General features: G+C 65.7%; 7 protein-coding genes. 5 read left to right on the forward strand and 2 right to left on the reverse strand.

Annotated features, from left to right (window positions below; all coding sequences use genetic code 11):
* The 5 genes from QZY48_RS27825 to gshA form a co-directional block, all read left to right on the forward strand.
* Positions 1-181 (forward strand): hypothetical protein (locus QZY48_RS27825; RefSeq protein WP_295436885.1); only part of this gene is annotated, 181 nt, incomplete at its 5' end.
* A gap of 23 nt (positions 182-204) precedes the next feature.
* The gene (locus tag QZY48_RS27830; RefSeq protein WP_295436886.1) at positions 205-726 is read left to right on the forward strand and encodes an ACT domain-containing protein; all 522 of its coding nucleotides are present in this window, start codon (positions 205-207) and stop codon (positions 724-726) included.
* 3 nt (positions 727-729) lie between these two features.
* Positions 730-1227 carry a peptide deformylase gene (gene def / locus QZY48_RS27835; RefSeq protein WP_295436887.1) on the forward strand — a complete coding sequence of 166 codons (498 nt, stop codon included), beginning with the start codon at positions 730-732 and terminating at the stop codon, positions 1225-1227.
* A gap of 205 nt (positions 1228-1432) precedes the next feature.
* Entirely contained in the window at positions 1433-3532 is a 2100-nt protein-coding gene (locus QZY48_RS27840; protein ID WP_295436888.1) for a carboxy terminal-processing peptidase, read from the forward strand.
* A 215-nt stretch (positions 3533-3747) separates the two neighbouring features.
* Positions 3748-5319, forward strand: a complete 1572-nt coding sequence (gshA, locus tag QZY48_RS27845) for a glutamate--cysteine ligase (RefSeq protein ID WP_295436891.1) — start codon at positions 3748-3750, stop codon at positions 5317-5319.
* 231 nt (positions 5320-5550) lie between these two features.
* Here the strand turns inward: gshA and QZY48_RS27850 are convergent, their stop codons facing one another.
* Positions 5551-5844 carry a DUF5615 family PIN-like protein gene (locus QZY48_RS27850; protein WP_295436889.1) on the reverse strand — a complete coding sequence of 98 codons (294 nt, stop codon included), beginning with the start codon at positions 5842-5844 and terminating at the stop codon, positions 5551-5553.
* 75 nt (positions 5845-5919) lie between these two features.
* Positions 5920-6147 carry a DUF433 domain-containing protein gene (locus tag QZY48_RS27855; RefSeq protein ID WP_295436890.1) on the reverse strand — a complete coding sequence of 76 codons (228 nt, stop codon included), beginning with the start codon at positions 6145-6147 and terminating at the stop codon, positions 5920-5922.
* Between the last annotated feature and the right edge of the window lie 688 nt (positions 6148-6835).

The raw sequence follows: 6835 nt of genomic DNA on the forward strand, positions 1-6835 counted from the left end.
CATGAAAAGCAATCGCAAGAAGCCGTGGAGCAGGGGAAGTCCCCCGGATTCTCTCGCTCGGTCGCATTGCATCGCTTCTTCGATTACGATTACGATTACGACAACGACAACGACAACGACAACGACAACGACAACGACAACGATGGTGTCTGTGTTTAGCTTGCTCTGGACTCGTTACTAAGGCCAGTGGCTGGAGAGACCTCGATGACCGACTGGACCATGCTGACCCTGGTAGGCCAGGACCGGCCCGGGATCGTTGCCCGGGTGACCCGCGTCCTCTGTGAGGCGGGATGCAACCTGGGGGAGGCGTCCATGCTGCGCCTGGGCGGCAACTTTACCATTCTGCTGATGGTTTCCGGCGGGGCTTGCGGCGCGGATCTGGCGGCGGTCCTGGCCCCGGTGGCCGCGCAACTCGGGCTGCGTGTCCACCTGGACCCGGTCCAGGGTGGTCTGCACCAGCACCTGGTGCCGAACGTTACGGTGCGGGTGGCGGGGGCGGACCGCGCCGGGATCGTGGCGGACGTGACGGAGATCCTGGCGGAGCAGGGGTTCAATATCCTGGAGTTGGAGTCGGACGTGGCGGGTGACGACGCCCGCCCGGTCTACATCATGAACATCGAGGGTCATTGCCCGCGGACGCTGGAGGACCTGAAGCAGGCCCTGTCGACACTGGCCGCGCGCGGGGTCTCGGTCGCGGTGGCCGCGGTGGATCTGCTGATCGGCTGACCGATGGCAATCCTACCCATCCTGCGGCTGCCGGACGCGCGTCTGAAACAGGTGTCCCAGCCCGTTCGCGAGTTCGACCAGGCGCTGCTGGACTTCATCGCGGATCTCGATCAGACGCGCCGTGCGGGCCCCGCCGCGGTAGGCATCGCGGCCCCCCAGGTCGGCCGGCACCAGCGTATCCTGATCCTGGACTGCTCGGGGCGACCCAAGGTTCGTGCTCAGGGTCACCTGGTCTTGGTCAACCCGGAGATCGTCCACTGGGAGGGCTTCGCGATCGGCCGCGAGGGATGTCTGTCAGTGCCGGACTTTACCGGTAATGTGATCCGCGCCACCCGTCTCCAACTCCAAGCCCAGGACCCAGGGGGCGCGCCGGTGACGCTCGAGATGGAGGGTTTTGAGGCGCGCGCCTTTCAGCACGAACTGGACCATCTGGACGGTCTCCTGTTCATCGATCGGCTGGTGAGTCGGCGGACCGATCTTTTCAGCCGAAAAGTGACTTAAGTCGTTGAAATCCTCTTTCCCAATCTCTACCCTAATGTTATGTCGGGCGCCGCGCCCGCCAGCCGCGGCCCGCCGCGTCGGCGGCCGGTCGGTCGGTACCGTCCCGGCCGGCCCGCGGGCCCCGGTGGTGCGTCCGGGAACCCTCGGCAGCGCCCGTTGTCCCTTGGCGACGGGCCCATTTTAGTCTTCGTCATCGAGTATCTACATGAGACTGCGCCTACCCCTGTTCCTGACCGCCGCGGCACTCGTATTCAGCGCTTGGGCGCTCGGCGCCGCGCCGCACCAGGTGTCGCTGTCCGAACTGTTCCCCAGCCAGACGCAGGCGAAGACCGCCATCGTCATCAACAAGGTCCTGGAGCGTTACCACTATCGCAAGGTGACCTTCGACGAGGCCTTTGCCCGTGCGGTGCTGGATAATTATCTGGAGGCCCTGGACCCCGGCCGCTCCTTCTTCCTGGCACGGGACGTGGAGCGTTTCGAGGGCGGTGCGCGCCGGCTCAACGAGAACCTGCGGCGCGGGGAGTTGGATAGTGCCTTCGACATCTTCCGGGTCTACCGCATGCGGGTCGACGAGCGCGTCGCCTACGCCCTGGGTCTCATCACTCGCCCCTTTGATTTCACCGTCGACGAGTCCTACCAATTCGATCGCGCCAAGGCGCCCTGGGCCAAGACCGACGCGGAACTCGACGAGCTCTGGCGCCTGCGGGTCAAGAACGACTTCCTGAGCCTGCGCATCGCCGGCAAGAGCGACGAGGACATCCGCGAGCGCCTGCGCCAGCGCTACGACAGCCTGGCTCGGCGCATCCAGCAGTTCACCGGCGATGATGTCTTCCAGACCTTCATGAGCGCCTATACCGAGACCCTGGAGCCCCACACCAGCTATATGTCGCCGGCCACCTCAGAGAACTTCGACATCGGCATGAAGCTGTCGCTGGAGGGCATCGGCGCCGTCCTGCGTTCCGACAACGAATACACGGTCATCCAGAAGACCATCCCCGGCGGACCGGCGCGGGAGTCCGGCCAGGTCTCGGCGGGTGATCGGATCATCGGGGTCGCCCAGGGGCTGGACGGGAAGATCGAGGACGTGGTCGGCTGGCGGCTCCAGGACGTCGTGGACAAGATCCGCGGCTCCAAGGGATCGGTCGTGCGCCTGCAACTCGTGTCCCAGGCCGGCGGTCACAAGGGCGGTACCCGCGAGGTATCGCTGGTGCGCAACGAGATCAAGCTTGAGGATCAGGCCGCCAAGGACTCCGTGATCGACCAACTGCCCAATGCCCCGGGGCTCAAGATTGGGGTCATCGAACTGCCCGCCTTCTATCGGGATTTCGAGGCCGAGACCCATGGCAAGCGCGATTTCAAGAGCACCACCCGTGACGTGCGGCAGATCCTGAATAAACTGGTGGGGAAAGGGGTCGACGGGGTCGTCATCGACCTGCGCGGCAACGGCGGCGGTGCGCTGGCCGAGGCCACGTCGCTGACCGGACTCTTCATCGACACCGGGCCGGTGGTCCAGGTCAAAGACGCATCCGGCAAGGTCGAGGTGGAGCGCGACACCGATCCGGGGGTGGCCTACGCGGGGCCCCTGGCGGTCCTCGTGGATCGCGACAGTGCCTCCGCCTCCGAGATCTTCGCCGGCGCCATCCAGGACTATGGTCGGGGCCTGGTGATCGGGGAGCCGACCTTCGGCAAGGGCACGGTGCAGACCCTGGTGGATCTCAACCGCTATGTCCCTGGGGATCAAACCAATCTGGGCCGCCTGCGCCTGACCATGGCGGAATTCTTCCGGGTGAGCGGCGGCAGCACCCAATTGAAGGGGGTGGAGCCGGACGTGCACTTCCCGGCGGGTGACGATCCCGCGGAACATGGCGAGCGCTCGCTGCACAATCCGCTGCCCTGGGCGCGGATCGATGCGGCCGACTATCAACACGCCCAGGTCCCCGATGCGGCGGCGCTCACCCGGCAGTCGACCGAGCGGATCGGCCAGGACGTGGGTTTCAAGATGCTGGAGCGGCGCAATCAGGTGTTGCGCGAGGTCAAGGAGGAGACGCGGGTGTCGCTGCGCGAGTCCGACCGGCGCGCCGAGGACAAACACCGCAGGACCCTGTTCGAGGACGAAAAAGACCGCTTCCTGCGCGCCCGCGGCATCACCCCCGTGAAGGAGGACGCCGATCAGGTGGACGAGGACGCGCTGGAGGCCCAGCGCAATGCCATCTCCCGCATCCAGGTGGAGGAGGCGGCGCGGGTGTTGGCCGACGGCATCCGACTGGAGGGCGCCAATCGACCCAAGTCTGCCATGCGTAACTGAATTTTGGCCCGCTGGGCCAAAATTCAGTTTTGTAATTTTCGCGTGACACCGCTTCGCGGTGTCACGACTGTGTTAGCCCGTAGGATGGGTAGAGCGCAGCGAAACCCATCGTTTGCGCGTGTGACCGGACCCTCGATCCAGCCTTGGGGCGCTCACCTGGACCACCCAACAAGGACCGCATCGTGAACTCAACCTCAGACCCTCTCAGCCGGCGCCTGCACGCGCTCGCCCGCGACGTTTCTTCCAAGAGCCTGGCGCAGGCGCTGCAAGGCAGCCGCATCGGCCTGGAGAAGGAGTCCCTGCGCGTGACCCCGACGGGGCGCATTGCGGCGACGCCGCACCCGCCGGGGCTCGGTTCCCCCCTGACCCATCCGCACATCACCACCGACTTCTCCGAGGCCCTGATCGAACTGGTCACGCCGGCCCTGGGGGAACCGGCCGCGGTGCTGGACTTTCTCGCCGACATCCACCGGTTGGTCTATCGCCACCTGGGCGACGAGTGCCTGTGGGCCACCAGTATGCCGTGCATACTCGAAGGGGCGCGCGGCATCCCGCTGGCCCGTTACGGGACCTCCAACGCCGCGACCATGAAAACGGTCTATCGCCGCGGCCTGGGCAACCGCTATGGGCGCACCATGCAGGCCATCGCCGGGGTGCACTTCAACTTCTCCTTCGGTGACGACTTCTGGCTGCTCTATCAAGCCCAGGAGGGGGACGCGGGACCACTCGAGGCGTTCCGCTCCGAGGCCTATATGGGCATGATCCGCAACCTCCAGCGGGTCGGGTGGCTGGTACCCTATCTCTTCGGCGCTTCGCCTGCGGTTTGCCGCAGCTTCGTGCAGGGGTGCGCGACCGACCTGCTCCCCTTCGACGCCACGACCCTGTACTACCCCTATGCCACCTCACTGCGCATGGGCGATATCGGCTACCAGAATCAGCAGGAGCAGTGCACCGGTATCAAGGCCAATTACGACAGCCTGGACGCCTATATCCGCAGCCTCACCTGGGCGATCGAGACACCCTGTGCTCAATACGAAGAGATCGGAGTGAAGGTCGGCGACCGCTACGAGCAGTTGAGCGCCGCCATCCTGCAGATCGAGAATGAATACTACAGCACGGTCAGACCCAAGCAGATCATCGACTGGCTCGAGAAGCCGACGCTGGCCCTGCGCCGCCGCGGCATCCGCTATGTGGAACTGCGCTCGCTCGACGTGAACGCCTTCGAGCCCATCGGGGTGGGGCTGGAACAACTCCTGGTCCTGGAAACCCTGATGCTCTATTGCCTGCTCGGCGACAGCCCCCGCATCGCCGCGGCCGAGCGGCAGGCGATCGACGACAACCAGGTCCTCGCCGCGCAGCGCGGGCGCGAGCCGGGCCTCATGCTGAATCGCGACGGCGCGGCGGTCGAACTGCGCCGCTGGGCCGGGGACCTGCTCGACGCCATGGAACCCATCGCCGCCTTGCTGGACGGCGTGGGCGCGGGTCCGCGCACGCGCAGCCTGGCCTTGCAGCAGGCGAAGGTGCAGGACCCGGACCTGACCCCATCGGCCCGAATGCTGGCCGGGATGCGCGCCGCGGGTCTTGGCTTTGCCGACTTTGCCCGGCGCCTCTCCCAGGCCCATCGGGATGAACTCGCGGCACGCCCCCTGAGCCCCGAGCGCGAGACCCTGTTCGCCGACCTCGCCGCGGAGTCCATCCGCCGCCGCGAGGAGATCGAGGCCGCCGACGATCTCGACTTCGACCAGTTCCTGGCCCGTTATTTCGCCCAGGGGCGGGCGGTGGACTGAAGGGCCGTCGGGCGGATGCCCGCTTAGGCGTCGCCATGGCGAGAGCCGCTGGGTGGCGGAACCGCTGCGCGTTCCGCTCGACTTGCAGCGCTCAACGACGATAGCTTCATGTATACCTGGTCCGATTCGATCCTCGCCCAACTCTGGGACTGGCGCCAGGGCACCGAGTAGGGGCGACTGCCGGTCTCGCAGGCCGCGGGGCGGGCACGTCTTCCGGATAATCCATCTTGCTCAATTAGTTCCAGGGGTCTTAAAGACCCGCAGACCTTGAGTCCCGATTTCGACATAGCACTTGGCCTCGTCGAAAAGTTCGCGGAGCGCTGGCCAATGGCACTTGAATAAAGAAATCAGTTGGTCGTTGGAAAGATTGCCCAGCGTCACCCGCACCACCCGGGCGGGCCTTCCGGCGATGAAATGCCGGTGCCGAAAGTCCGCATCCTTCGTAATCAGGAATGCCCCGGCCTCGTCTACATAGCGAGCGATGTCGGAATCCGTGGTATACCACTTGTCCAGAATGCTCGACATGGGTGGCATCGACGCCACGCTCGCGCAGGAAGTTGACCAGCCGGTAGGGGATGTGAACGTCGCAGACGACGCGCATCAGGCGACGTGGGCGACGGTCTCGCCCGACACGGCCAGCCGGGCGTATTGCAGACAGGCGCTCACGTCCTCGGACTCAAGCTCGGGATGGTCCGCCCGGATTTCCGCGGCGGTCATGCCGGCCGAGAGCAGATCGAGCACGGCCTCGACCGGCCAGCGCATGTGCCGGACGCAGGGCTTGCCGTGACAGATCTCGGTGTCGATAGTGATGCGGTCGAGGAGCAACATGGTCAGAATTTCCACGATTCAGATACATAAGATGGTAGTCGGGCACGGACGGGACCGCAAGTCGCCGGGCCGGGCGCCGCCGCGGCGACCTGTTCCGCATCGTTGCCGACCGCTTCGGCGAGTTGTGCGTCAGTCCGGCCGACGATGCCCGCAAGTTCAGTCCCGATCGACTGACAGCGCACGGGACCATCTCGAACCCCCCAGGCGCCAGGATAGAAGTCGCCGCTGCCCCGCTACCCGCGACTGGCCTGCTGATGGCGCTCGGTGCTACCCGATGCGGGCGGCGAGGGACCTTGGTTATTCGGTGATTCGGGTGATTCACCGCTTTTCCGTGAAGGTCGCGCAGCGACGCTGTGGGAGCGGCTTCAGCCGCGACGAGACGTCGCAAGCGCCCGCCACGTCGCAGATTACCGCGGCCTCGCAGCACGGCTGTCAGCCGCTCCCAGGCAAGCCTTTCATCGACCGGGCTGGCTGATGTCCCTTCCATGCCGTTGGGTCCGCTGTGCGGACCGCGACCGCCCTTTTGCTGATCGAACGGTGTGCATGACGGCCGAAGGGCGCCGGAGTCCAAGGCTTCAGCCTTGGAGCGCGCCAAGGCTGAAGCCTTGGACTCCAGTCGAAGGGAACGCACCGCGTTTCCGCCAAGCTGCCACGACCGCCGGAGCCGGGTACGCGATGCGTACCCTAC

The sequence above is a fragment of the uncultured Thiodictyon sp. genome (assembly GCF_903828115.1).
Taxonomy (GTDB): domain Bacteria; phylum Pseudomonadota; class Gammaproteobacteria; order Chromatiales; family Chromatiaceae; genus Thiodictyon.

Excerpts from the sequence above, each read along its gene's own strand:
- QZY48_RS27830 (WP_295436886.1), top strand. The coding sequence starts at position 205 with ATGACCGACTGGACCATGCTGACCCTGGTAGGCCAGGACCGGCCCGGG.
- def (WP_295436887.1), top strand. The coding sequence starts at position 730 with ATGGCAATCCTACCCATCCTGCGGCTGCCGGACGCGCGTCTGAAACAG.
- QZY48_RS27840 (WP_295436888.1), top strand. The coding sequence starts at position 1,433 with ATGAGACTGCGCCTACCCCTGTTCCTGACCGCCGCGGCACTCGTATTC.
- QZY48_RS27850 (WP_295436889.1), bottom strand. The coding sequence starts at position 5,844 with ATGTCGAGCATTCTGGACAAGTGGTATACCACGGATTCCGACATCGCT.
- QZY48_RS27855 (WP_295436890.1), bottom strand. The coding sequence starts at position 6,147 with ATGTTGCTCCTCGACCGCATCACTATCGACACCGAGATCTGTCACGGC.